Annotated in this window: 14 protein-coding genes; 9 read left to right on the plus strand and 5 right to left on the minus strand. The window is 47.9% G+C overall.

Annotated features, from left to right (window positions below):
* Window positions 1-47: 47 nt before the first annotated feature.
* The 3 genes from thrS to FAI40_06570 all read right to left on the minus strand — a co-directional run bounded on the left by thrS (window position 48) and on the right by FAI40_06570 (window position 3,751).
* Window positions 48-1,988 carry a threonine--tRNA ligase gene (gene thrS, locus FAI40_06560; protein QCE35022.1) on the minus strand — a complete coding sequence of 647 codons (1,941 nt, stop codon included), beginning with the start codon at window positions 1,986-1,988 and terminating at the stop codon, window positions 48-50.
* Between the two features lie 55 nt (window positions 1,989-2,043).
* Complete coding sequence (locus FAI40_06565) at window positions 2,044-2,991, minus strand: glycosyltransferase family 9 protein (protein ID QCE35023.1); 948 nt, start codon at window positions 2,989-2,991, stop codon at window positions 2,044-2,046.
* A 76-nt stretch (window positions 2,992-3,067) separates the two neighbouring features.
* Window positions 3,068-3,751 carry a nucleotide exchange factor GrpE gene (locus tag FAI40_06570; protein ID QCE35024.1) on the minus strand — a complete coding sequence of 228 codons (684 nt, stop codon included), beginning with the start codon at window positions 3,749-3,751 and terminating at the stop codon, window positions 3,068-3,070.
* A 217-nt stretch (window positions 3,752-3,968) separates the two neighbouring features.
* Between FAI40_06570 and rapZ the strand changes: the two genes are divergently transcribed.
* Window positions 3,969-4,925: an RNase adapter RapZ gene (gene rapZ / locus FAI40_06575; protein ID QCE35025.1), complete on the plus strand. Its 957-nt coding sequence runs from the start codon at window positions 3,969-3,971 to the stop codon at window positions 4,923-4,925.
* A 24-nt stretch (window positions 4,926-4,949) separates the two neighbouring features.
* On the opposite strand, the gene FAI40_06580 is transcribed toward rapZ, so the two are convergent.
* Both FAI40_06580 and FAI40_06585 read right to left on the minus strand, forming a co-directional pair.
* On the minus strand, window positions 4,950-7,532 hold the full coding sequence (locus FAI40_06580; GenBank protein QCE35026.1) for a mechanosensitive ion channel: 2,583 nt from the start codon (window positions 7,530-7,532) through the stop codon (window positions 4,950-4,952).
* Entirely contained in the window at window positions 7,529-8,665 is a 1,137-nt protein-coding gene (locus FAI40_06585; protein ID QCE35027.1) for a quinone-dependent dihydroorotate dehydrogenase, read from the minus strand. Before FAI40_06585 ends, FAI40_06580 begins: the two co-directional genes overlap by 4 nt.
* A gap of 170 nt (window positions 8,666-8,835) precedes the next feature.
* On the opposite strand from FAI40_06585, the gene dusB reads away from it, so the two are divergent.
* From dusB to FAI40_06625, 8 genes are all read left to right on the plus strand, one after another.
* Entirely contained in the window at window positions 8,836-9,906 is a 1,071-nt protein-coding gene (gene dusB, locus FAI40_06590) for a tRNA dihydrouridine synthase DusB (protein QCE35028.1), read from the plus strand.
* The gene (locus FAI40_06595; GenBank protein QCE35029.1) at window positions 9,907-12,393 is read left to right on the plus strand and encodes a HAMP domain-containing protein; all 2,487 of its coding nucleotides are present in this window, start codon (window positions 9,907-9,909) and stop codon (window positions 12,391-12,393) included.
* A complete protein-coding gene (locus FAI40_06600; GenBank protein QCE35030.1) occupies window positions 12,390-13,877 on the plus strand; it encodes a sigma-54-dependent Fis family transcriptional regulator in 1,488 nt (495 codons plus the stop codon). The genes FAI40_06595 and FAI40_06600 overlap by 4 nt, the downstream gene beginning before the upstream one ends.
* Window positions 13,878-14,111, plus strand: coding sequence for an RNA chaperone Hfq (gene hfq, locus FAI40_06605; protein ID QCE35031.1), 234 nt, complete (start codon window positions 13,878-13,880; stop codon window positions 14,109-14,111).
* An 18-nt stretch (window positions 14,112-14,129) separates the two neighbouring features.
* Window positions 14,130-15,494: a GTPase HflX gene (hflX, locus tag FAI40_06610; protein ID QCE35032.1), complete on the plus strand. Its 1,365-nt coding sequence runs from the start codon at window positions 14,130-14,132 to the stop codon at window positions 15,492-15,494.
* Window positions 15,495-15,851: 357 nt separating this feature from the next.
* Window positions 15,852-21,779 (plus strand): hypothetical protein, encoded by a 5,928-nt coding sequence (locus FAI40_06615; GenBank protein ID QCE35033.1) that lies wholly within the window; start codon window positions 15,852-15,854, stop codon window positions 21,777-21,779.
* A gap of 74 nt (window positions 21,780-21,853) precedes the next feature.
* Window positions 21,854-23,389, plus strand: coding sequence for an acyl--CoA ligase (locus FAI40_06620; GenBank protein QCE35034.1), 1,536 nt, complete (start codon window positions 21,854-21,856; stop codon window positions 23,387-23,389).
* A gap of 145 nt (window positions 23,390-23,534) precedes the next feature.
* Window positions 23,535-26,306: a hypothetical protein gene (locus FAI40_06625; protein ID QCE35035.1), complete on the plus strand. Its 2,772-nt coding sequence runs from the start codon at window positions 23,535-23,537 to the stop codon at window positions 26,304-26,306.
* The last annotated feature ends 15 nt before the right edge of the window (window positions 26,307-26,321 follow it).

The following is a 26,321-nucleotide window of genomic DNA, read 5'->3' on the forward strand; positions in this document are numbered from 1 at the left end:
ATATCCTAAATATAGTCTCTCACCAAGGTGATTTACAGGGAAGAGGTTTAAGATAAATTTCCCAGCCTTTCAAGATCGGGGGCAATGGCTTTGTTTTTAAGCAAGTGAATCGCTTCTTCGAGGGGCATTACCGTATTCTTTTGTGACCCTAATTCACGAAGAGAAACAGTTTGCTCCTCGGCCTCTTTTCTCCCAATGGCAAGAATGAAAGGAATTTTTTGCAGACTTAAATCTCGGATTTTGGCATTGATTTTATCATTTTCAAAATGCCGCTGCACAGAGAGTCCGCTCGCTTCAAGTTTCCGTGCAACCTCTTCGCCGTAGTCGTTTGCATCGGAAACAATCGTTGCGATAGCAACCTGTGTTGGTGCCAGCCATAAAGGGAATTTTCCAGCATGTTCTTCAATTAAAATTCCTAGAAAACGCTCAAAGCTTCCTAAAATGGCACGGTGCAACATGACGGGGCGGTGACGGTTGCCATCACGGCCAATATAAGTAACGTCCAATCTTTCTGGCAGGACGTAATCTACTTGAAGCGTACCGCATTGCCATTCCCGTCCAAGAGCATCTGTTAGGACAAATTCCAGTTTAGGGCCGTAAAAAGCACCTTCCCCTTTATTGAGTTCATAGACGACACCGGCAAGTTCACAGGCTTTTTTCAAAGCGCCCTCGGAACGGTCCCATGTTTCATCTGAACCGGCTCTGGTCTCTGGACGGTCTGAAAATTTGACGCTGAAACTTTTAAAGCCCAGGTCTTTATAAGCTTCGGAGAGCATCTTAACAAAGCGAACCGTTTCGTCTGCAATTTGCTCTTCTTCACAGAAAATATGGGCGTCATCTTGTGTAAAGCCTCTAACACGCATAATGCCGTGTAAGGCGCCAGATGGCTCATAGCGGTGGCAAGAGCCGAATTCTGCCATGCGCAAAGGTAATTCACGGTAGGAGCGCAGCGTATGGCGGAAAATTTCGACATGGCAGGGGCAATTCATGGGTTTAAGAGCAAAGATCTTATCTTCGTCCTCAACCTGTGCGATATACATGTGTTCACGATATTTATCCCAGTGCCCTGAGCGCTCCCAGAAGGAGCGGTCTAAAAGCTGCGGGGTTTTAACCTCTTGATACCCATGGCGGACTTGAAGGCGACGCATATAATTTTGAAGCATTGTGTAAAGTTGCCAGCCTTTTGTATGCCAAAAAATTTGTCCAGGCGCTTCTTCTTGGAGGTGATAGAGATCCATTTGCTTGCCGATTCGGCGATGATCCCGTTTTTCTGCTTCTTCAAGGCGGTGGAGATAGGTTTTTAATTCTTTTGCGTCCCGCCAAGCTGTTCCATAGATACGGGTGAGCATGGGGTTTCGATGATCTCCACGCCAATAAGCGCCTGCAACACGCATAAGCTTAAAGGCTGTGCCAATATCGCCCGTATGGCGGAGGTGAGGGCCTCGGCAAAGGTCAAGCCATTCTCCTTGACGGTAGATAGAAAGATCTTCGCCAGCAGGCAGATTTTCAATCAGCTCACCTTTAAATTTCTCCCCTTTAGAGAGGAAAAAATCAAGCGCTTTTTTACGATCCCAGACTTCACGTTCAAATGGACGTTTGAGCGCAATAATTTCCTTCATTTTATTTTCGATTGCTTCAAAGTCAGCAGGCGTGAAGGGTTCTGCCCTTTCAAAATCGTAGTAAAAACCGTCTTTAATGCTTGGGCCAATGGTGACTTGTGTTCCAGGCCAAAGTTCCTGAACAGCTTCTGCGAGCACATGGGCTGTATCATGGCGGATAAGTTCCAGCGCTTCGGGGTCTTTTCGTGTGATAAAACGAACGGCCGCATTGTTTGAAATGCTTTCTGAAATGTCTTTTAAGTGCCCATCGACTTCCATAGCCAAGGCAGCTTTGGCGAGGCCTTCTCCAATGGACGAAGCAATCTCAGTTCCAGTTACAGGGTGACTGAATTCTTTCGTATTTCCATCTGGGAGAGTGATGACAACCATCTTAAAACACTTTCTTAAAGTTGAAATTCCAAGCTTAAAACTGATTTTATGAAAACTAGCCTAGTTTTTTTAATAAATGAAGGGCTGATTCTAGCACTTTTCTAAAAGAGAGAGAAGCTGTGTCTCTGGCTTGTAAAGTTGTCACATCTCCTGCCTTTAAGGGAATGGGGCTATGAAATCTCGGATCTGAAAAAGTAGAAAAAAGAACGAGGGTCGGGCAGCCGCAGAAGGTTGCCAAATGCATGCTTCCTGTATCTGCGCCAATGCAAAGGTCTGCTTGGCTCATGATTTTAGCCAAATCAGGAATGGTGGTTTTTCCTCTAAGATCAAGAATATTGAGTTTTGCAAGGCGCTCTTGGGATTTTAGAGGTGCCGCCTTTTTCCCAGTGAGAATGGGCTGAAATCCTTCCTTTGCGAGTAAAAAAGCAAGTTGAATAAAATTTTGCAAAGGCCAAGATTTATAACGGTGCTTTTCACTTGTTTCTGCGCAAAGAACAATATAAGGCCCTCTTGGATTTTGAGGCAGCTGGATTTTGCCCGCCTCAATAAGCCAATTGGCTTTTTGTGGGGCTAAAGGCGGAATATGCAGTTCTTGGAGATATTTTGCCTGTCGGATTAAAGCGTGAAGAGGTGTTTTTTTTCCGAGTTTCTTTAAAATATCACGTTTTTTCGCATGTCCGGAAAAAGAGAGATAAATTTGGCTTCTTAAAGATTGTTGTAAATCAATGACTAACGCATATTGCGAGATAATTTTTAGACGTTTCTGCAAGCAGCGCCATTTTGATAGAGAAAATCCTAGCCTTTCCCGTTGATCGGTTAAGATTTCATCGAAGTAAGGGGAAAGCGCCGCAATTTCTTTGAGAGAAGGATCGCAGAGAAGCGTGATATGTGCCATTGGGCACGTTTTGCGAATGGCCTCAAAACTTGGAAAGGACTGAATGAAGTCACCAAAAGCACCATGTTTTATGATGAGAATTTTAGGTTTGGAAACGTTTGGAGTCATTGTGAAAAATCCCCCAACACCAATGAAGGAGAGGGGGCTTTCTTTCGTTAAATTTCTACGGGGATTTATGAAGCACTTATTCTTCGTTTGCAGCTCTGCCTGTGGAGGAATCTGCAGCAACCACAACCATTGCAGGTTTAAGAAGGCGGTTTTTGAGTTTCCAAACAGGATTATGCGTCATCATGACATGGTTCGGCGCAAAATCTTCGGAATGCATTTGCTGTAGCGCCTCATGATGATTGGGGTCAAAAGGCTTTCCGACAGGGTCTTCCCGTGTGATTCCGTGGCGTTCTAACATTGAAAGGAAAGATTTTTCTGTGCTTTCCAAGCCTTTACGGATGGCTTTTAGATTTTTTGAATCCTCTTCAGCTTCAGCTTCAGCTTCAGCTTCAGCTTCAGGAGGAAGGGAGGCTAGGGCACGTTGGAGATTATCGATCTCGCCCACCAAATCTTTTGCAAATTTTTGAATGGCATAATCACGCAGATCCGCTTTTTCTTTCTCCGCACGGACAATAAAATTTTGTTTTTCGGCTTCGGAACGCTTCCAGCGGTCTTCCATTGCCGAAAGGTCTTCAGCCATGGTTGCAATGCGGTTATCTAAATCTTCTTGAGAGGCCAAATCTTCACTATTTTCAGCGCTATCTGATTGCGCTGTGTTTTCTGTATTTATTTCTTCTTCTGGAGGAACTGTGTGAGATTCTGAGGGGTGATGTTTTTTGCTCATAATATCGCCTAAAAGATGCCAGCTTAGAAAATTCAAAAATAAGGGAGATGCTCTTTTGGGAGGCACGCCTTACATTATATTGATAAGGAAATACAAGTTTCCAGTTCTATATCTTCCTAAAGAACTGGCAATCCTTTCTGCGGAAAACAAGGGGAAAAATATCTTTTTACTCTTGAAATCGCAATTAAGTACGATAATCTATACACCTGTCTCTCTATCTTCCTTAGATGAGACCATTTGGACATTAGTGGTTATGCAAGATTCTCCTTCTCTTCCCTCAAACGCGTCTCCTTCTGAAGAACGGCAGCATACACTTATTTTAAGTGGGCTTTCAGGGTCGGGGAAATCTTCTATTTTGGCGATGTTGGAGGATTTGGGCTATGAAGTTGTTGATAATCCACCTTTAGAATTCTTAGATGCGCTGGCAAAGCATGCCAGCCCTTTAAGGGCGATTGGTTTAGATGTCCGTTCTTATGGGTTTAAATCCGAAATTTTGCTTGAGAAGTTACAGCTTTTAAGACAGGACAAGCATGCCTGCGTTGAGTTGTTATATACGGCAGCCGATGAAGAAGTTTTAATGAAACGTTTCACGGCGACACGTCGCCGTCATCCTCTTTCGATGGGGTATAAAAGTGAAAATCAGGAAGAGGGCGCTTCTCTGAGGGAAGGCATTAAAAAGGAAATTGCGCTTTTAGATCCTGTTTGCCAAGCGGCGGATAATGTTTTGGATACGTCTGATTTAACGCTTCCTGTTTTGCGTCAGCTGGTTCAGAAGAGTTTTGGCGGTAATAGAGATTATAAAATGAGTGTCACGGTCATGTCTTTTGCGTTTCCGCATGGACTTCCGAGAGAAGCAGATATGATTTTTGATGCCCGTTTTTTACAAAATCCTTATTATATTGAATCCTTGCGAGAAAAAACGGGATTAGATCAAGACGTTGTGGCACATGTTGCTGAAGATGCGGATTATGAAGAATTTTATCAGGAAATTCTTAAAATGATGCGTCTCGTTTTGCCCCGTTTTGCGAAAGAGGGGAAAAAATATGTCACCATTGGCATTGGATGTAGTGGCGGACGGCATCGCTCTGTTGCGCTGACGGAGCGGCTAAGCAAAGATTTAAATGCTCTAATGAAAGCGGGCTTGCCAAGGGAAATCGATTTTTCATTGGCGGTTGTGCATCGGGAATTAAAAAAACAGCAGTCTTTTTAGAGACTGCTGTTAAAGTTTTAAGGACTAACCTTTAATAATGACATTGTCATATTCGCCTTCTTTCTCAAGCTCTGCGTAGAGTGCTTGGAGGAAGATGCTTTTAATCTTGGCCGAACTGCCATTGCTTGGATACCAGAAGCGTAACATGAAGTTCATATCTCCCCCATAGATTGCCCGTGTCAAAATAGAGGGCGGAGGAGAGACCAAGATGTCTTTTTGAAGTCCAGCTACTTTGAGAATAATCTGATTAATCTTGGCAAAATTTGCGGAGGTCGGGAAATCAAAATAGATTGCCATACGGTTCGGATTGTTGTTGTAGGTGCTGTTCTTCACGACAGAGGTAATAAATTGTGAGTTTGGCACAATCAGCATTTCACCGTCAGGCAGGGCAATATTCGTTGCACGCATAGCAATCCGTTTCACCTCTCCAGAAGCGCCACTGACTTCAATTGTATCGCCTGGTTGAATGGGACGTTCGGCTAAAAGCATAATGCCAGAAACGAAATCTTTGACGATGGATTGCAAACCAAAACCCACACCAACAGAGAGAGCTGAAACAACCCAAGTTAAACTGCTGACAGACACACCAAGGAGTGTAAGGCAGAAAATGCCAGACAAAATCCATGTCGTGTAGGTTAAAATGGTAATGATAGAGCTTTGCGCGCCATTACTGAGCTGCGTTGTGGGGAACAGACGTGAGGTTAACCATAAGCAGGCAAGCTGAATCCCATAGTAGGTGCAGAAGAGTGTCAGGACACAAGAGAGAATCATTTTTGGCGAAATGGGAATATCGACAAATAAAGCCCCTAAGAAGATTTTTTCTAAACGGTCATAGAGTTCTATAACAGAGAAATGCACGCCATTAGCACAGATAGCGATAGTGAGGGCACATAAGAAAACGAGACCTGCCGCTCCTGCCAAGACTTTCATTTGATCAATACGGTTCTGTGAAAGGCCGAGTGCATGGAGTTTCCGAAGGACAAAACGTCCAGGGGAAAGGGTGAGTGCCAACATTTGTTTCCAAGAGCCGACAATCAGACAGACGAGCGCAATCGCATAAACGAGAACTAAGAGCTGTGTATTAATGATAAACGCTAAGGTCATATAGCCAGCAGTGATGGCGATTAATGTCAGGACAAAAACGATATTGCTTAGGACATGAAAAACAGACCATCTGCGCACGAGAATGGCTTCAAATTTTTGGCGTCCTGTGAGATCGGAATTATCTAAGGAGGAGGTGGAATCGATCCCTTCGGGCGCTTTTTTCATTCTAAAAAGAAGACTGAGGGAGAACGCATCAAGCAAAGCAACCGCACCTTGTAAAAAGGCGGAGAGATTTGGCGCAATCACTTCCCTTTCTAAAAGGCCAACAAGATTGGAGGCGAGGACAAGACTAATCGCCATGAGAAAGCTTGAAATCGGGCGGGGCATTCCCCGTGTCCAGCCTAAAAGCGGCGCACCAGCCCCCAAGATAAACGCACAGGCTGGCAGACAGTTATTTACGACAATTGCTAATCCGCAAGATTCGCCATGAATAAAGAAAATCCAGAGATTCCAAAGGATAAGCGCTGTTGCAACACAAATAATACCGATGAGGAGTTGTCCTAATGTCCCAAGTGGAACAGCATTTAGCTCTTCCCGCAGAAGAATTTTTTCTTCCTCTTCCAGCATTTGAAGCTTTTTTGCTTTACGATCGGCTTCCCGTGGAGAAAAGACTTTACTGATAATGGAAAGGTTTGAGCCTGCATTGAGGGTGACATCGATATTTGTTTTTGCCCAAGCCCGAAAAATTTTTGGGAAACTACGTCCCAAGAGATGGCTTAGTAAGAGAATGAGGCAGAAGGTTGCCGTTGCACCGCCAAAAAGCAATATGGTCATATCCAGACCGCCATTATCTTTGATAAGCGGATTGCTGAGGCTTTTTTCTGCAATAACCCCTTCCCAGAAAGCAGGGTTAAGAGGACTAAAGGTTCTTTTGGTTAGAATTTGCTGGTGTAATTTGTTTAAGAGATTTTGTGTAAAATCTTCTAATTGATGCGCTTGCATCTGATAAAGCTTCGCTTCTACGAGAGAAGCCCGAACAGCACGCTGGCCATTTTGGACGTAGATACGTTGTTTTGTGATGGCGGTTTCTTCATTGGGTGTCGGCTGGTCGCCAAGCACCTGCATGAGCGAAGTAAGAGAGTTGGAATAATTTTCCATCTGACTGACAAGCGTGTCGAGATTGCTTGAAACGTCTTTAAGCGTGTGGCGTGTATGTTGTAATTTAATAGAGCTGAGTGCTGTTGAATCTTTTAGAAGAAGAAGCACATTTTTAAGGGTTTGTTTTGCCTCGTTAATTTGTGCCTGCTCATCTGCGCCAATACCTTCCCGCCCCATCTGAATGACAGAAAGTTCTGTTTTTGTCAGACTTTCAGAATCTGGTGTTGTTTGTTTGTGGCTTGCTTTTGGAGTGGTAGGGGCGCTTTCTGTTTCAGGCGTAAGAACCGGAAGCAAGGGGTTCTGCTGTTCTGCCGCAAAAACGGAGGAAAACGCCACAAAGCAAAAAAGAAAAAGGGAGAGAGGAAGATATTTCTTCAAAGGGGTATGTTTCATGCATCCACTCATTGTGAGAGGTGAAAGGATTTTTTGATGTCTGAAAGCGTTTGAATTCTTTCTTGATCCATTGCTGAGAGTAACTCTTTTTTTAATTTTTTCAAAAGGGGTGTGCCTTCATAAATAAAGGCCGTGTAAATTTGAACGAGATCCGCCCCAGCTTTGAGGCGGGCAAGAATATCGTCCCCTGTTTCGATACCGCCACTTGAAATCAGGGTGAGGCGGTTTTTGCTGAGGGAAGCAACCAGCTTCAGGACTTCTAATGAACGTGCTTTTAAAGGCGCTCCAGAAAGGCCGCCAACCTCCTCTTTGTGTTTTGAAACAAGATTAAAATCACGGGATTTTGTCGTGTTGGTAAGAATAAGCCCTGTTGCGTCAAAGTGAATACAGGTCTCAATCAAGGGCGCAAAGGCCGTATCCTCAAGGTCTGGTGAAAATTTAATAAAAATAGGAAGTTTGCGTTGATTAACGTCCTGAACCCCCTTTAAAAGCTTTTCTAAAAAAGCTGTATTTTGCAAATCTCTTAGGCCAGGTGTGTTCGGGGAGGAAAGGTTAATGGTGATATAACTCGCATAGGGAGAAAATCTTGCCACCAGTTTCGGATAATCAGAAAGGGGCTCTGCGCCCACTTTGTTAATTCCAATATTGATGCCCAAGGGGAAGCCAAAGGGAAGAGAGGCTTCTTTATTTTCCGGCGGTAAAAGCGCTTTTTTTAAATTATCTTCAAAAACAGCTTCGCCAGGACTGTTAAAGCCCATACGGTTAATAACGGCACGATCTTCGGTAAGCCGGAAAAGACGTGGGCTTGGATTACCAGACTGCGGACGGGGCGTTACAGTGCCCGCTTCGACAAAGCCAAATCCGATGCAATTAAGGGCATGGATCGCCTTGGCATCCTTGTCAAAGCCAGCGGCCATGCCAATAGGATTTTCAAAAGGAATACCCATGACATTGACATGGAGACGGGAAGTATCTCTTTTACGTGGAAGATGTTTCCAAAGATTTTTTTCCATCATGCCAAGCGCCGCATGATGGGCGGTTTCTGGATCGAAAAGATGAAAAAATTTGGTGGATAGGGTCGATAATTTCGAGGAAACAAGACAATTTAGAAGATTGCTCGGACAAAAACATTTAAAAACAGACATGAGCAAATCCTACCAAAAAATCGTTATATTATGAAAAATATATGCTAAAATGTGAGCCATAGCCTCGAAATAGGCCAAATAATTTTAGAGGAAATCGGCCTGTTTTTAAATAGAGGCGTAAAAAATAGTGGATGTGTGGGGTTTGGGTAAGAAAGCCCTTTAGGAAATGGATGCCAGACGTAAAAGAAAAACAACATAAAATTTTACCTCCGATTGCGCTTGGAAATGGCGTGGTGATGAAGGACCCTGTTATCTTAGCGCCGATGGCAGGGGTAACGGATTTGCCCTTTCGGGAACTCTCACGGGAAATGGGCGCAGGCTACCTGATTTCTGAGATGATTGCCTCTTGGGCCATGATTAGAGAAAACGAGGCAACCTTAAATATGGCACGTCCAGCTTTAGGTGAGGGGATCAATGCGGTTCAGCTCGCAGGCTGTGATCCAGAGGCCTTGGCGCAGGCTGCAAAAATGGCAGAGGCAGGGGGAGCAGACGTGATTGACATCAATTTTGGCTGTCCTGTGAAAAAAGTTGCGGTTGGCCAAATGGCGGGATCGGCTTTGATGAAAGATGAAAAAAAAGCCTGCCAGCTTTTAGAAGCCGTCGTCGGGGCAGTTTCTGTTCCTGTAACGCTTAAAATGCGCATGGGCTGGGATCATGAACATTTAAATGCACCGGAACTTGCGAAATTAGCGCAGGAAATTGGAATCAAATTGGTAACGATCCACGGTAGAACACGCCAAATGCTCTATCGTGGCAAGGCCGATTGGCAGTTTGTCTCTCGGGTGAAGGAAAAGATAGATATTCCTGTCTTAGTCAATGGCGATATTAAAACGCTTCAAGATGCGAGAGAGGCTCTGAAACTCTCGGGGGCAGACGGCATTATGGTCGGACGTGCCTGCTACGGTAAGCCATGGTATCCAGCGGAACTCGCAGCAAGAATTAGAGGGGAGGATTTTTCTTCCCCAACCTTGACCGAAGAGCGTGATATTCTCCTCAAACATTACGAAAAATCGCTGGAATGTTTTGGCGAGCGTGCAGGTGTGCGCCTGTGCCGAAAACATGCGAGCTGGTATTCCGCAGGCTTGAGAGGCTCAGCTGGCTTCCGGTCGCAAGTCAACCGCTTGGAAAATGCGGACGAGGTAATGAATCTCATTTCGGAATTTTACAGCGAATTGATTGAAGAAGGGTTTGAGCGTCCAGAAAATGCGATGTTCGCCGAGACCGTACAGGAAGAGGCTTAAATGCACGCTTTCCTTAATCCGTTGCTGGAATGGCTGCAGCGTCTTCTGATTAAGGTCACAACGCCACGCTCGACCGTGACATTGCTCTCTTTGGCGGTATTTTTAGCGATTGTCACTTTTGTGGCTTTGGCAGGCGGAATGTCACTTTCCCGCTATCCGCAGGCAGAGGCGCTCCTCTTCCTTTTTGACTGCATTATGCTGGCGTTGCTCACCTTGCTTTTGGCACGCCATGTCGGACGGGTTCTTATTCAACGGCGCTTAGGACACGCAGGGGCGCGCCTTCATATCAAGCTCATGCTGCTCTTTGGTGTGGTAGCCTCTGTCCCAACGATGCTATTGGGGATTTTGGCAGCGCTGTTTTTCCATTTTGGGGTGGAAATCTGGTTTTCAACACGGATTACAAATGCGCTGGTTGAGGCGCAATCTGTGGCCGTTGGTTATTTAAGGGAGCATAATGAAAATGCGAGAGCCGATGCGTTCGGCATTGCGAATGCCCTGCTGACGGCTGAAAATGACGCTATTTTTGTCCCGGGTTCTGATTTTTTCCATGATAATAAACGCTTAGAATCCTTTTTAGGGGAGGAAGTGACGGCCAGAGGTCTGAACAGCGCTGTTCTCTTTGATCCTTTTACACGGCGTATTCTGGCCTCCGCAGGGCTGTTTTGGCGGGATAAAAGAGCGACGGAAGAAGCAGCGGAATTACCTTCAAAATCTTTGGTCGCCATGGCACAGGCAGGGGGGGCTGTGGTGCATGACCAGCCTGATTTGCAGGAGGTCGAGGCGCTGGTTCGGGTCGGGAATACAGGCTTGATGCTCATGGTAAAACGGCCTGTTTCCCATGAAATTTCCTCACATGTCCAGCACATGGCTGAAATTATCCGCAATTACCAGCGTTTGCTGGCCAATCGGGCGGAAAGCCAAATTGCCTTTGTCAGTATTTTTGCGTTGCTGGTTTTTTTGATTCTGGCGATTGGGACATTGATTGGACTTTCGCTTGCAACAGGAATCGTGCGTCCGCTTGGCTTGCTCATTCGAGCTTCCCAGCGTGTGTCTTTGGGAGATTTAGCGGCGCGCGTTCCGATTAAAAAAAGCGATGCGAGCCGGGGAGATGAGGTGACAATCCTCTCCAGAGCTTTTAACCGCATGACCGATCAGCTCGCCAGCCAGCGAAATGAGCTGGTGAAGGCCTATAATACTTTAAATGAGCGCACACGTTTTACCGAGGCCGTTCTTTCAGGTGTTTCTGCAGGGGTGATTGGATTAGACAAAAATCAGTCGGTGGAGCTGTTTAACCGTATGGCAGAGGAGATTCTTGGCAGAAGCCTCGAACGCTGTAAGGAAAGAAAATTGGTCGAGTGCCTGCCGGAACTCAAGGATTTATTAGACGAGGCCAAGGCGCACCCTGCCCGATCCCATACAGCAGAAATTCAGATTGACAGCGAGAATCTTCCAGCCCCGGGAGGGCCGGGCGCTGGCGCAGGAGCTGGCGCAGGGCGTACCTTATTTGTGCGGATTGTGGCGGAAAGAGAAGCGCTTGCCCCAGATCACAGCGCTTATGAAGGTTATGTTGTGACCTTTGACGATATTACCGACCTTCAGGCCGCACAGCGTAAGGCCGCATGGTCAGATGTCGCACGCCGTGTCGCTCATGAAATTAAAAATCCGCTCACGCCGATTCAATTAGCGGCAGAACGCTTGCGCCGTCGTTTTTTAAAGGAAATTCAGAGCTCCCCTGAAACATATAGTGAACTTGTCGATACGATTATTCGGCAAGTGGGCGATATTGGCAAAATGGTGGATGATTTTTCGGCCTTTGCCCGTATGCCTGATCCGTTTATGGAGCGCTATAATCTCGCCACTTTGTGCCAAGAGGCTTTGGTGTTGCAGCGTGCGGCACATTCTGAAATCAAATACGAGACCAAGGGATTAGGCGGAGAAAGCCTATGGGTTCTCTGCGACAGACGTCTAATTGCACAGGCTTTGACAAATCTTTTGCAAAATGCGGCAGATGCGATTGAGATGCGCTTTGAAGAAGAGGAAAAAAAGACACAGCAGCAGATCGGGGCAGAGGAAATGATGGAAAATGAAAATTTTGGGAGAAAAAAAGAAAAATTTCCACCGAAAAAAAATATTGGCAGAATTGCCCTCTCCCTTTGGCAAGAGGAGGGATATGCGGTAATTGGGTTGGAAGATGATGGCATTGGCCTGCCGGCAAAAGATAAATTACATTTATTAGAGCCTTATGTGACTTTTAAACCAAAGGGAACAGGTTTAGGTTTAGCTATCGTAAAACGAATTATCGATGTGCATCATGGCAAGTTAGATTTGACAGATGTAAAAACAGGTTTAAGAGTAGAGGAAAGAGGGATAGATGCAAAAAAACACACAGGTGCGTTTGTGAGTCTATTTATTCCTTTGGTAGAAAATAATGTTCAGCCTGAGTTTAAAAGCATCGAACATAAGCAAGGAATGCAAGGGGTAGCATGAGCGCTGAAATTCTGATTGTTGATGACGAGCCAGATATCCGTTTTCTTTTAAAGGGAGTTTTAGAGGACGAGGGCTACCAAGCCTCTGTTTCTGCTGGCTCTAAAGAGGCGTTGGTTCTTTTCCATAAACGCAGGCCTGCGTTAATTATCCTCGATATTTGGCTGGAGCATTCCGAGCTTGACGGGCTGGAACTTCTTAAAATTTTTGCGCAGGAAGCGCCCGAAGTTCCCGTTGTGATGATTTCAGGCCATGGCTCGATTGAAACCGCTGTTGCAAGCCTGAGAGATGGCGCTTACGACTTTATTGAAAAGCCTTTTCAAACAGAACATCTGCTTTCCATCGTTCGCAGAGGGCTGGAGGCCTCACGCCTTCAGCGTGAAAATGCGGAATTAAGACACCGTACAGGCGCAGATGAGGAAATTGAAGGCACAAGCTCTGCGATTGTCGGTGTTAAAGCGCAAATTGACAGGGTTGCCCCCACAAATTCACGGGTGCTGATTACAGGGCCTGCCGGTGTTGGAAAGAATCTGGCCGCCCGTATGATTCATAAACGCTCGGCACGTTCAGACCGTCCTTTTGTGGTGTTAAATTGTGCGATGCTTGCGCCAGAACGCCTCGAAGAGGAGTTGTTCGGCTATGAGCGTGGGAGAGATGAAGCCCCCAGAAGAGGCGCTTTTGAACGGGCGCATGGGGGCACTTTGGTGCTTGATGAAGTGATTGACATGCCCTTGGAGACACAAGGGAAAATCGTCCGAATGCTCCAAGTGCAGACCTTCCAGCGTGTCAACGGCGTTCAGAATATCAAGGTCGATGTGCGTGTTTTGGCGACCTCCACAGGCGATCTTCAACAGGCAGTTGCGGCAAAACGTTTCCGTGAGGATTTATTCTATCGCCTTGCGGTTGTGCCTCTTGAAATTCCACCGCTTCAGGAACGCAGAGAGGATATTCCAGCCTTAATTAAGATTTTTCTGCAAAAGGCCGCAGAGGTGACAGGGCTTCCGTTAAGAGAGCTTTCTGTCGATGCCTTGACCGCTTTGCAAACCTATGATTGGCCGGGTAATGTCCGTGAGCTTCGGAATCTGATGGAGCGTCTTTTAATCCTTGCCCCTCATGAGGGAGAGCCAGATGCGCCAGTTCGGGCGAATATGCTCCCTGATTTTGTCAATAAGGGCGCACCGCACCTTGTGGGAACGGCAACGCCTGACGGCGATATTATGGCCCTTTCTTTAAGAGAGGCTCGGGACGTTTTTGAAACGCAATATCTTCAGGTTCAGCTGATGCGTTTTGGTGGAAATATCAGCCGAACCGCTAGCTTTGTGCAGATGGAGCGCAGTGCCCTGCACCGTAAGCTCAAGCAATTAGGGGTAACGCACGAGGGAAGAGGGCGCTCGCAGTCCCAAGCAGCGAAAAAACTCCTAAAATCCTCTTCAGAAGGGGCTTTGGTAAAGGACGCCGAGTCTAAAAAAGAGAAAGAGGAAGACTGAATGACACAAGAGGCTTGCCTTCAGGATGACTTTCTCCGTCATCTTTCAAGTGAGAATCTGCCCGTAACCCTATTTTTAATTAACGGGGTGAAATTACAGGGGCATATTACAGCCTTTGATAAGGAAACGGTTTTATTACGGCGGGAGGGGCATGTGCAGCTCGTGTACAAACATGCGCTCAGCACGGTGATGCCTGTGGCAGCCTTGGCAGACTTCCCTGAAAAAATAAAATAATCATTATAGGAATAACATTTGGATAATCAGCAAGATTCTGGCCTTCTTGAAGAAGAAAAAGACCCTCAGAACGTTCTCGTTTTATTGCCATGGGGGCAGGGATCAGTGTCCTCACCACGGGCACAGGCACGCTTGGAGGAGGCTGTCGGCCTCGCAGGCTCAATCAATTTAAAAATTGTCTGGCAGGGGATTTTCCCATTGCGTGCGCCAAAACCAGCTACGTTGCTGGGAAGCGGACAGGTCGAGGAATTAAGAGAAATTGCGCTGGCCGCAGGCGCAGGCCTTGTCGTGATTGACCACGCGCTGACGCCGATTCAACAGCGTAACCTTGAAAAAGCCCTCGGCGCAAAAGTTATCGACAGAACAGGCTTGATCTTAGATATTTTTGGCGCAAGAGCTGCTACCAAAGAAGGTGTCTTGCAGGTTGAGCTGGCGCATTTGGAATATCAGCGTTCACGCCTTGTGCGCCTTTGGACACATTTGGAGCGCCAGCGTGGCGGATTTGGTTTTTTGGGCGGCCCGGGGGAAACCCAGATGGAAGCCGACCGCCGTATGATTGGCGCACGCATTATTAAAATTAAGAAAGAACTTGAGCAGGTTCGCAGGACTCGGGGACTTCACCGCCAGTCAAGGGAGCGTGTGCCATTCCCTGTGATTGCCTTGGTTGGCTATACCAATGCAGGGAAATCAACCTTGTTTAACTGCCTGACAGGGGCGGAGGTGATGGCGAAAGACCAGCTTTTTGCAACGCTTGATCCCACAATGCGGGAGGTGAGACTCCCTTCAGGGCGTAAGGTGATTTTATCCGACACAGTCGGCTTTATCAGCGATTTGCCTACCGAGTTGGTGGAGGCCTTTCGGGCAACTTTGGAAGAGGTCGCTTTTGCCGATGTGATTTTGCATGTCAGGGATATTTCCGCCCCTGATACATTGGATCAGAAAAAAGACGTGCTGGGCGTGCTGGAAAAATTAGAAGAGGATAAGTTCCTCGATGCGAATTGGCGCAACCGTGTTGTGGAGGTGCGCAATAAATGCGACCTTTTGCCTGAATTTGGCCTAGAGGACGAAACAGAACAGGAATCTTTGGAACAAGACAGAGATTCTCAGGGTGAGGATTCTAGGGAGTCTGCTCAAAATTTAAGAGTGTCTGCCCTGACGGGGGAAGGGTGCGAGACGCTTTTAAACACTTTGGATCACGTCTTAATGGCCAATTATACCGTGGAAACCTTTACCCTTCACCCAGAGGAAGGGGCAAAATGGGCATGGCTGAATCAGAATGGCGAAATTCTTAAAAAAGAGATTTCGGACGAGGGGGAAACAGCCCTGACCGTTCGAATCAGTCCTGCGGATTTAGACCGGTTTTTCTCTAAATTCCCTTCATAATTTCCTCGAGAGAGAGGAGAGAAAGCGCCCTTTGGCGCTTTTTGAAGTTTTGAACTGAAGGAAATGTGTGCTGCGCCCTTGGTAAAAAAAGAGGAAAAAATGTTACACTTTTTCGTTTTTACGCCTTTTTTAAGAGGGGGGTTTGCACATGTCTGTAAGGGCTTTTAAAGTAAACGGGATATAAGAAAATATGAAGTGAACTGTGTATAGAGCCTCCTTCATAAAAAGAGAGGGAAATCTGGGCTTTATATTGTTTTTCAAGGAAATAGCCCGTCTTGGGACTCCAAGAGGGCCAGATAGATATAAGCAATTTAAACGTCTTTTCCCTCAGCAAAGAGGATAACAATTAGGTATTTTATGGCAGACCAGAACAACCTCTCCGCAAATCAAGCAGATGAAAATTCAACCGCTATTTCTGATGGGGCGAGTGTTGCGCCAACGGGGCAGGAAACCGCGCTCGCTGCCTTGAGGCAGGCACAAGGCGTGTTTGCCGCAGGAATCGCAACGCCTGCAACGACGCATCTTGTAGATGGTGCGACAGTGACCGTTACGGGGACGTATTCTGGTAATAATGCTGGAGGGGCTGTTTGGAATGGCACCTATTATAACAGCATTGTCGATCAAACAGGCTCAAGCAATGATATTACGATTGAGGCTGGAACGGTTACCTCAAAGGGCGGTTTTTTAGAGCCAAATGGCACTTATGCAGGAGATGCAACCGTTAATGTCGGAGCTGGGGATGTTATTAACGGTGTTACAATTAATGGCGGAGCCATCAGCGCCCTTGCAGGCGGTACAGTAGATAATGCCGTGGCAGCCGCTTCTAAATATGCAGGCGGTCTCTTGGGTGCAGGGGCGGTAAATTTTTCTGGTGCAATTACAGCCGATGGTGCAAAGGCCGTTGTGAATGGGGCGACCGCAAATTCAGGCGCAATTATTCAGGCTATCAATGACGGTACAGTTGATAACGCTGTTGTGAATGCCAGCGGTGTCGCTGTTGCAGGTACAGCTGGTGTGATTGACGGTGCGGCTGTTAATGCTGGCGGTGTGCTGAGCGCTTCTGGCGGCGTCGTTGATAATGCGGCTGTTAATGGCGGATTGGCTGTTGCCAGTGCTGGCGGTATCATGGATAGTGCTTCGGCAATTTCGGGTGGTATTGTGCAGGCTGCGAGTGGCGGTATCGTTAATCATGCAGAGGCAAATGCAAACGGTATTGTGCAGGCGAATAGTGGTGTCGTTAATGGTGTCGATGTGGCTGCCTCTGGAACGGCCTATGCCACGGCGGGGGGTATTGTTAATAATGCCAATGTTGCCGCAAGCGGAACAGCCTACGCTACAGCAGGCGGATTTGTTGACGGGGCAACTCTCGCTGCAGGGGCTTCAGTTTATGCCACTGGCGGTGGGGTTATTGAGGCGACAGATAGCAATCACAATGTTTCTGGGGCACAGATTCAGGCGGGTGGTTCTGGCTTGGCTGAAAATGGCGGAACGCTTGCTGGTCTTACAATGTCTGGTTCGCCTGAGCAGGACGCTGGGGTTAATGGTCTTAAGCATGATGCAACGCCTGCAATGGCAACCGCTCAAAATGGCGGGATTATTGATGGCGTGACGATGGCAGGTGCTGGAACGCTTGTTGATGGCAGCGGTGGTCTTGTCAGTGGATTGGATGCTTCAGCCTATTTTAGTAATCCAGGTGCGTTGTATGGAAATATCCATGGTGTTCCTGTTGTAACGGTTTCTGGCGGTTCGCTTGTAGATGCGACAATTAACGGTGCTGCTGGGACAGGTGCTGGCGCAACGTTGAACGTGCTTGCTGGTGGGCAGGTGGAAAATGTTGCCATTGGAACGAGTGCTGTGGCGAATGTTGGGGGCGGTGGTTTTGCTAATCATGCGACGGCTTTGGGTGGCGGTACGGTTGAAGCCACCGGCAGTGGTGTCGTTGACGGGGGGACAGCAGAAAAAGGTGGTACGCTTGTTGCTGTCAGTGGGGGGACGCTGGTAGGCGGTATGGTTCAGGATGGCGGCCAGATGCTGGTTTCCAACGGCGGTGTGCTGGAGGCTTCTGGTGGCGGTGCCGTGATTGATAGTGCAGGTGTTGGCGGTGGCGGAACATTGCTTGCAACTGATGGCGGTGTTGTTAAAGATATTAATCTTTCTGGAATCGGATCAGAAGTTGCTGGCGCAGGGATTGGCGATCTTAAGGGCGGTGTTGTTCTTCCAGGAGAAGGTGGTAGCAATATTGTCGTTAGCGTTGAGAGTCAGGGTGTCCTGTCTAATGTCTCCGTAGGAATGGCGGCAACTGCGAATGTTGGGGCTGGCGGTACAATTCAAGGCGGTGTAGTGGAGGGGCAGTATTCCTCCAATGCTCTGGGTGCTTTCGGCGCAACTGTCGCCTTTATTTCCGGTGCAAGTGCCGTTGTAAATGTCAATGATGGCGGTGTCGCTAATCATGAGACGGTCTCTGTTTTTGGAACGATGAATGCCAATAATGGCGCAAATCTTTCAAACGATACAGCAGTCGGCGGAACTGTAAATGTCAATGCGGGTGCTGTGGTGAGCAATGTGCAAGTCTCTGCAATGATAGATACAGGTGGGATTTTGGGCTTTGGCGCAAAAACCTATGACGGTGTCGTTAATGTAAGTGGTGCTGGCGCTGTTGTAGATACAGGTCTTGCAGGAGCGAGTGGTACGCTTCAGGCAGTGAGTGGCGGTAAAATTACCGATGCAATAGCGGCGGCTAACGGAACAGTTTTTGCCAATGCTGGCGGTGATATTCAAAATGCGATTGCCCAAGCAGGTGGTTCGGTGCAGGCTTCTGGTGCTGCGGCTGTTGTCAATAATGCGACAGCAGAAAAAGGTGGTACGGTTATTGCAACGGGTCTTGGAATGGTTAACGGCGGAACACTGCTTGATGGTGGTACGTTGCTGGCTTCCTCTGGCGGTATTCTTGATGCGGGCGATTCAAACCATAATCTCATTGGCGGTACGGCTAGTAACGGCGGAACTATCCTTGCAAGCAATGGTGGTACGGTTCTCAATGGTGCGATCGTGGGTAGTGGTTCGGAATATGCTGGTGGAAGTGTAATTAGCATTCCTCTTGCTACAGGAGCCCCCGTCTATGCGACCGTAGGTAACGGCGGTGTTTTTTCGAATTTTTCTGCGGGTGCTGGCGGAACGGTTGACGTTGGAAACGGAGGGCGTATTGAAGGAATTCAGGCGCAAGGTCTTGCTAGTGATTTACAAATCTCCGGCGTGGCTGGGATTTACTCAGGTGGTTCAGTTATTATTAATGTTGATGGTGGCGGTACGATTGATGGCGGTGAGGTCGGCATTTACGGAACGGTAAATGAGACGGGTGATAAGGCTGCAGTTAATAATGTTACCCTTGGTGGAAGCTATTTAGCAGATGCTGATCTGCCGCTGGTCAGTCGTGCATGGGGTGGATATGTTGGCGCAACCATGAATGTCGCCGCAGCAGGTGCCACAGCGTCAAACATTACGGTCGATGGAGGCGCTTTGGCGCAGGCCTCGGCTGCGGGTGCAACCATTCTTGGTGGTACAGCTGTGGGTACAGCTGGTGGAAACGGTGGACATGCAGCTGGTGGTGTTATCGCCGCACAGGCAAATGGCGCAGTGGTTGAAGGGGCGACCGCATTAAGCGGCGGTATTATCGTTGCGGGAACATCTGGCGCAACTGCTGGCGGAACAGCCTATGCAGGTGGTACAATTACGTTGGGGGCAAACGGTGGTCTTGCAGCGCTAATCCATCCTTATAATGGTGAGGGTGCTGTTATTTCTAATGCAACCTTATTCTCAGGTGCGACTTTGTACAGTTCTGGTGCTGAGGGTCTTTTGGGAATTGGACAGCGGCTTGCTGGAAGCGGTCTGGTTGCTGGCGCAACTTATAGCAATATTACCTTTAATGACAGTCAGGCACTCGTTGCCCGTCAGGGGTCAATGTTTGGCGCAACAGCAAATGCAGGTGCGAATGCGGCCTTTGTTGGAAGCGGGATTTATGTCTCTGGTGCAACGGCGCTTGGAGGCATTACCAATGATGGTAATGGTTCCGCTGGCACTTATCAAGGGGCTTCGATTGACGCTATCAATGGCGGTACGGTTCTTGCTGGAACAGCCATGTCTGGTGGAGCGCTTGTTGCGGGTGGTGTTAAAAAACTTGGCGACAATCCAATTGCCGCTTTGATAAGTGATCCGGGTGACGGCATTTCGTTGGTTAAAGACGGCCATATTATGGGCGGCGGTTTCGGAATGGTTGGCGGTAACTCTAACCTTGTAGTGAAAAAGAATGGTTCCAGCTTAAATGTTGACGGTGCAGGGATTTTCTCTGATGCGGTTGTTGATGCCCACGGTATGATGGATGTGAACGGCAGTGGTACATTCAATGGCGGTACGGTGGCTGGTTTTGCCCTTGGTGAAAGTGGTGGTACGATTGAGAATGCCCTCTTTAGTGGTGCTGCTGATGGTGGTCAGGGTGGCGTGAATGCTTATTTGGATACAGGAGCTGTTGCAAATAACAATACGATAGAGAGTGGCGCTGTCATGTCCCTCGGCGGCGGTGTTGGGATGAATAATACGGTGCAGGCTGGTGGTGTTATGGCTGTTGGTGGGGGGAATTCCTACTATATTAGTCAAGGTGGGGATGATAAACCCGTTATTCAGTCAGGGGCAGATATTCATTACGGTACGGCTATCAGTACCCTTGTTGGAGATAACGGTACGAATGTTGTTCAACCTGGTGGTGTAGATTCTCATGCAACGGTGGCGGCAGGGGGAACTATGCAAGTTCAATCTGGTGCTGTAGCCTATGCGGCGACGGTGATGAATGGTATGGATACTTATGCTGGTGGCACAATGCTGACAGATTCTTTAGGTGATGATGGGGTACAAATTTCTGCAGGTGCGAATTTTTCAGATGGTACATTAGTGGATGGGGCTGGGGATGGTAAAACTCCCGTTGTTATGGGAGGGCTTATTAGGGTTGAGCCAGGAGCGACTGTTACTGATCTTTATATGGGGCATTACGGTCAGATTGAGGTTGTTGGTGTTCAATCCAATGCAGGAGAGAGTGTTACGTATGCACATAATACCATTACTTTAATGTCAGATGGTGTTGGTGTTTGGAGCGCTACCTTGGCAGGAGCCTATAATCCAAGTTCTTTTCAAGTTTGGGATGATAATGGTACGGCAACGATCGTTTATGATACCTGCTTCCTTCGTGGTACACTGATTTCTACCCCACGGGGCAAAATTGCAGTTCAGGATTTAAAAGAAGGTGAAACCATTTGGGCGATGGTTGATGGCAAGCAGATTGAGCGTGAAATCACCTCTGTCCGCCATGAAACCAATAAGCTTGATAAAACCTTGCCTGTTGATCTGGCTGGCTGGGCGGTTTGTGTCAAAGCAGGCGCTTTCGGCGATAATCTTCCAGAACGTGATTTGCGTGTGACTGCAGAGCATAGCTTCCTCTTTGAGGGGCGCTTTGTGCCAGTCCGCATGCTGGTCAATGGCAGAACCATTTTCTACGATACGTCCTTGCCGTCCTTTGAATATTTCCATCTGGAAACAGAGCCTCATTCCGTCATTATCGCTGAAGGCGTCTTGACGGAAAGCTGGCTCAATACCGAGGATCGCCGTCAGGTTTTCAATGTCGCAAGCGATGTGGCCCGTTTGGATCGCATTCCAAGCCGTTCTTGGGAAAAAGATGCCGCTGCGCCACAGGATGTCTCTGCAGGTTTTGTCGGCAGAATTTGGAAACAGATCGAGGAACGTGCTGTTTCTGAAAATGTCCCTGCGGTTGCTGGCGCAGAGCAGAAATTCACCAAAAATCCTGCGCTTTCCTTGCGTTTGGACGATGGCAAATTGCTCAAAGCCACCAAAAAACGCGGCAATCAGTATTTCTTCCAAATTCCAGCAGGCAGAAAGGCTGAGGCGTTGGTTTCCAAAGTCTTCCGTCCTTCTGAATCTGTCGGGCCTTGGATGGATGACCGCCGTCAACTTGGTGTGCTGGTCGGTAAAATGACTGTGGGTCTTGGGGAGGGCTTCCGTTCTGTTGAGGCGCATCATCAGGTCGCCAACGCTCAGGGATGGGACGTTGTTGAAAACAGCCCATGCCGTTGGACAAAAGGCAATGCTGTCCTGCCAATGCTTGGCAATGAAGAGGAACTCCGCTTTGGATATTCTCTCCTTGTTGAAGTTCTCGCAGGCGGGCCTTATCCAGAACAGGAATCCGCAGAAGATTTGTCTGTTTCTTTCCAGAAAGAGGCCTAATCGCTTAACAAAGGGCAGGTTTGATTTTTTAAGCCTGCCCTTTTGATATAAAGGACGGGATAAAAAGAAACGGAATGCCTGATCAATTTGTAGCCTGCAATGCCGCCTTGTACCCGGAGCGCACCGCTTTGGATTTCCAAGGCGGTTCGTTGACATTTTTGGCCTTGGAACGAGTCATTCAAAAAATTGCTTCGGTTCTGATACCGCTTAAAACGCAAGCGCCCCGCCTTGTTGCGATTGATTTTGAGAATTATCTTCACCATTGGATGATTTTTTTAGCGCTTTCCCGTCTTTCTCTAACCTGTTGCACGCTGCCGCCAGAGGCCGCAGGCGAAACGAAAGAGGCGCTTGAAGCCTTAGCCCCCGATGTGATTATCGGCGGAAAAGCCATTGAAAGCGCTTCTCAAAATTTTGAATATTTGACCCTTGGCCCTGAATGGTTTCAGCAAATTTTTGTTGCCGAACCGCCAGCAGCCATAAATACGCTTTCTCAGCCTGATTTCGAAATCTCCGAAACCAGCCCTTTTTATGTCGCTTTGGCAGGGGCTTCGGTGGGTGGATTTCAGCCTGTGATTTTGACACGCTCTAAGGTGCGTGAGGGGGGCTCACGCCTGCTTTGGATGGATGCAGTGATGTCCGAAACGCCTGTCCGTCCGATTTTTGTCTCTACCGTTCACCCTTCTATGCTGACAGGGTTTTTGTCGGTTTGTTCCGCTCTGTCGAGCGGGGCGCTGGTGCGCTTTCACAATCCAGCCAATCCTGCGGCTGCCTTTGCAGGGAAAGGGCCTTTCCTTGCGATTTTAACCCCTTCGCATTTAGCGATTGTGCTCGATTCCATAGGGCCTGTGCGTTATGCCCTTCCTGATATTTCTCTCGTTTTGGGAGGCGGGCGAGCCAGTAACCGGCTTTTAGAGCGTTGTTATAAATCTTTTACACAAAATGTACGTTTGGTTTATGCAACAGATGAAACGGGGCCTATTACGATGGTCTCTGGAAGCCAGCGTATTGCGCCCGAACATGCAGGGCCTGTGATGCCTTGGGCCGATGTTAAAATTCTTGATGAGGACGGCGAGCCTGTTCCAATGGGTGAGATGGGAGAGATTTGGGTTCGTGTGGACGATGGGATTTCGGGCTATCAAACCGTTAATTCTGTCAGGGGCGCTTATTTTGGCGCTAACGCCCGCTATTTCCAAAATGGCTGGTTTTTTACAGGGGATCGGGGAAAACTCTTTTTTAAAAACGGCATTCGGGAAATTTGGCTCGAAGGGCGTGCCGATGATTTGGTAACGCTCGGGGGTGGTAAATATGATTTAGCCAAAATCGATGCCGTGTTGGCGGAAGACCCCAATGTGCAAGATGCTGGCAGTTTCATTTATACGGACGGCGAGGGCAGAGAGCGCCTTTCCTGTGCTGTTGTGCCCAAAGAAGGCTGTGAATTGGATTTTAAATCTTTAAGCAAACGCTTTCATGATCTTTATCCGGGTTTGCCGCCCTTGCCGCTTTTTCGGACGACTCGCCTGCCACGGGATAATTTTGGCATGGTGGAACGCCATTTGCTTGCCGCTGGCATCAAAGGGAGAATTCCCGAAAAATTAGGCGGAGAGGCTTAAATCTCCCTCTTTTCAAGTGCCATTGAAAGGGGAGATTTTTCTCTCTGGACAAGGAAAATTAAATCAGAAAGAATGGTCTTCTTTAACCTTTTATTTTTAGAGGGGTTTTTCTCCTTCATGTTAGGTCGGAAGAAAACTGATTTATATGCCACATTCTCATCATGTAAAGCACCGGGCCGTCTCAGAAGATTCTTTGAATCAGTCGAGTGTTCAAAATGGTGGATTCGTTAAAAATTTAAATGAAATTTCCGACCATGAAGCTGTCGGGAATTTTGCGGCGGCAAAGAGTATTCAGATGTCTTTTGCCAATATCACCGTGACGGCGAATGGAAACGCCGTTCAAGTGGACGGCAAGGCTTTTGGCGGAAACGGCAAAACCGGTAGCGGCACAGCAAAAAATACGTTTGGCTCAAAATCGACTGTGTTTTATGGCACGTCAAATTACACAGGTTTTTATGGAAAAGAGCGTGGACAAAATTATTCCAATTTAATTGCTTTCAGCAATGCCGCCGTCATTGTTGGACGTTCTGGGTATTCTGATACGATTGTGAGCGGAGGCGTTGCCATTGGGGGAAAGGATGCCGCAGGCAATTCTGTTGAGGCCTCCATCGATGTGATTAACGGCGCAACAATACATGACGGAACGGCGGCTTCGGGCGGTGTTTTGTTAGCAGGTGGATTTTCCAATAGCAATCATGGTGTGACGACAGGGCGGTCTCTGCTTCAGGATGCGCATATTCTCAGCAGTGGGGTTGCAATTGCTGGCGGTAATAAAGACCTGGTTTTGAAAAAAAATGGCACTTCGGGGATCGCCATTGGAACAGGGGTGATTTCTGATGCGGTGGTTGATGCTGGCGGTGTTGTTGATGCCAATGGCAGTGGCACGGTCGCTGGGGGCACAATCGCTGGCTATGCCATCGCCGAAAGTGGCGGAACAATTTCAGGGGCGCTCTTTCAGGGGGCTGCTGATGGCGGTGTGAATGGGGCAAATGGCTATATTGATGCCAATGGCCTTGCGGTAGGAAATACAATTCAAGGGGGGGCTGTTCTCTCTGTTGCCGGTGGGGTTGCCTCGGAAAATATTGTTAATAATGGCGGTACGGTTGAGGTCGGCGCAAATTATGCTAATCAGGTAGCGCAGGCGAACGCCATGGGGTCAAATTCAAACGGCACATGGACCGTGCTTTCAGGGTCATCAAACTTTGGCAGTGGCACTTCGATTGATGGTGTGGTGAATAACGGCGGAACGCAAATTGTCGCCTCAGGCGGTGTGGATTCCGATACAACCGTGATGGCTGGCGGTGTCGTGAGTGTCAATGAATCTGGTGTGGATTATGGCGCTACTCTTTCCGAGGGGGGCACGATGGTTGTCAGCGATGGCGCAACCGCTTCGGAGACGAATATTTTGCAAGGTGCAACGATGCTTGTTCAGGCTGGCGGTTCTGTAGATGGGGCTGTGGTTGGGGCTGGTATGAATGACTGGGCTGGGGGCGTAACCCTCACGGACGCTTCGCCAAATGATGGCGTGATTGTTTCTCAAGGCGCAACTTTTGCAAATGGAACGTTGGCAGATGGCGTTGGTGAAGGGACGTCTCCGACACAAATGGGCGGTTTGCTAAGGGTTGAAAAAGGGGCAACCGTTACCGATCTTCAGATGGGCAATTATGGCGAGCTTGAAGTGATGGGGGTGGATTATGGTGCAGGTGAAAGCGTTACCTATCATAATAATACCGTTACCCTGATGTCTGATGGCAAAAGCGTTTGGAGTGCCACTTTGGCTGGAAGCTATAATTCAGGCTCTTTCCAAATCTGGGACGATAATGGCACGGCTGTCATTGTGTATGACACTTGTTTTCTTCGTGGCACACGGATTGCAACGCCACAAGGTGAGATTGAAGTGCAAGACCTTAAAGCAGGCGACGAGCTTTGGGCGTTTGTTGATGGCAAAGAGGTCGCACGCAAAATCACTTTCATTCAGCATAAAGAAAGCAACTTAAGGCAGAATCTTCCAGTGGATTTGGCAGGCTGGGCTGTTTGTGTGAAAGCAGGCGCTTTTGGCGCACATCTTCCAGAACAGGATTTATGGGTAACCGCAGAGCATAGTTTCTTGTTTGAAGGGCGTTTTGTGCCCGTTCGCATGTTGGTGAATGGCAGGACAATTTATTACGATACGTCTTTGGCAGCATTTGATTTCTTCCATGTAGAGACAGAACCGCATTCGATTATCAAAGCAGAAGGGGTTCTTACGGAAAGCTGGCTCAATACAGAGGAACGCCGTGAGGCGGTTAATCTGCCCAATGATGTCATCCGCCTTGAGCGTATTCCCAGTCACTCATGGGAAAAAGATGCAGCAGCCCCTTTGGACGTGTCCCTGTGTTTTGTGCGTAGTCTTTGGAATAAATTTGAGGCGGCAGCGCTGGCTCAGAAGGTTTCTCTTTTTGAGGAGCAGGTGCAGCAATTTAGCAAGGATCCGGCGCTCCGCATTCGTTTAGGCAATGGCAAGTTGATTAAACCTGCGAATAAGCGTCGCAATCAATATTTTTTTCAAATTCCAGCAGGGCAAACGGCACAAAGTCTTGTTTCAAAAATTTTCCGTCCTTCGGAATCTGTTGGGCCGTGGATAGATGACCGCCGTCAGCTTGGTGTGCTGGTTGGGAAAGTGCTGGTCGGCATTAACACAGAGTTTCATGCGATTGATGCCCATCATTACCATGTTGCAAATGCCCCAGGCTGGGACGTGGTTGAGAATACCCCCTGCCGTTGGACAAAGGGGGAGGCAACGCTGCCTTCGTTTGGAAAACAGGAAGTGCTTCAGTTCGGATATTCTCTGATTATCGAAATTCTTGCTGGAGGGCCTTATCCAGATCAGAAGCTGGCAGAAGAGATTCCAGAAAAGCTTTTAAAAAAAGAGGCTTGAGAAGGTTTCAAAAGG

This window comes from Acetobacteraceae bacterium, assembly GCA_004843345.1.
Taxonomy (GTDB): domain Bacteria; phylum Pseudomonadota; class Alphaproteobacteria; order Acetobacterales; family Acetobacteraceae.

Excerpts from the sequence above, each read along its gene's own strand:
- thrS (QCE35022.1), bottom strand. The coding sequence starts at position 1,988 with ATGGTTGTCATCACTCTCCCAGATGGAAATACGAAAGAATTCAGTCAC.
- FAI40_06565 (QCE35023.1), bottom strand. The coding sequence starts at position 2,991 with ATGACTCCAAACGTTTCCAAACCTAAAATTCTCATCATAAAACATGGT.
- rapZ (QCE35025.1), top strand. The coding sequence starts at position 3,969 with ATGCAAGATTCTCCTTCTCTTCCCTCAAACGCGTCTCCTTCTGAAGAA.
- FAI40_06580 (QCE35026.1), bottom strand. The coding sequence starts at position 7,532 with ATGAGTGGATGCATGAAACATACCCCTTTGAAGAAATATCTTCCTCTC.
- FAI40_06585 (QCE35027.1), bottom strand. The coding sequence starts at position 8,665 with ATGTCTGTTTTTAAATGTTTTTGTCCGAGCAATCTTCTAAATTGTCTT.
- dusB (QCE35028.1), top strand. The coding sequence starts at position 8,836 with ATGCCAGACGTAAAAGAAAAACAACATAAAATTTTACCTCCGATTGCG.
- FAI40_06595 (QCE35029.1), top strand. The coding sequence starts at position 9,907 with ATGCACGCTTTCCTTAATCCGTTGCTGGAATGGCTGCAGCGTCTTCTG.
- FAI40_06600 (QCE35030.1), top strand. The coding sequence starts at position 12,390 with ATGAGCGCTGAAATTCTGATTGTTGATGACGAGCCAGATATCCGTTTT.
- hfq (QCE35031.1), top strand. The coding sequence starts at position 13,878 with ATGACACAAGAGGCTTGCCTTCAGGATGACTTTCTCCGTCATCTTTCA.
- FAI40_06615 (QCE35033.1), top strand. The coding sequence starts at position 15,852 with ATGGCAGACCAGAACAACCTCTCCGCAAATCAAGCAGATGAAAATTCA.
- FAI40_06620 (QCE35034.1), top strand. The coding sequence starts at position 21,854 with ATGCCTGATCAATTTGTAGCCTGCAATGCCGCCTTGTACCCGGAGCGC.
- FAI40_06625 (QCE35035.1), top strand. The coding sequence starts at position 23,535 with ATGCCACATTCTCATCATGTAAAGCACCGGGCCGTCTCAGAAGATTCT.